Below are 203 nucleotides of genomic sequence, written 5' to 3' on the forward strand. Positions count from 1 at the left end.
CTGGCCGATATGCCACCGGACCCGGTACTGCCCCCGCCAGCTCCGCTGATAAAGGTCAGGGGTGTGGTGACAAACTACCATCAGCGCTGCCTGACGCACTATTTTGACACTAAAGCCTATCCACAGACGTGGGAATATTTCAGCAGGCAGGATGAGAACATGGCGTCTGCCGCGATGGTGCTGGCCTCGACGGGGTCAGCGGC

1 pseudogene is annotated in these 203 nt (G+C 59.6%); it reads left to right on the plus strand.

The features are described 5' to 3' along the window. Window positions 1-203 (plus strand): annotated as a pseudogene (locus tag OGX91_RS00100) (putative type VI secretion system effector); the annotation flags it as partial.

Origin of the sequence: Citrobacter sp. Cpa228 (assembly GCF_030333085.1) — a bacterium.
In the GTDB taxonomy this organism is placed as follows: domain Bacteria; phylum Pseudomonadota; class Gammaproteobacteria; order Enterobacterales; family Enterobacteriaceae; genus Citrobacter; species Citrobacter pasteurii.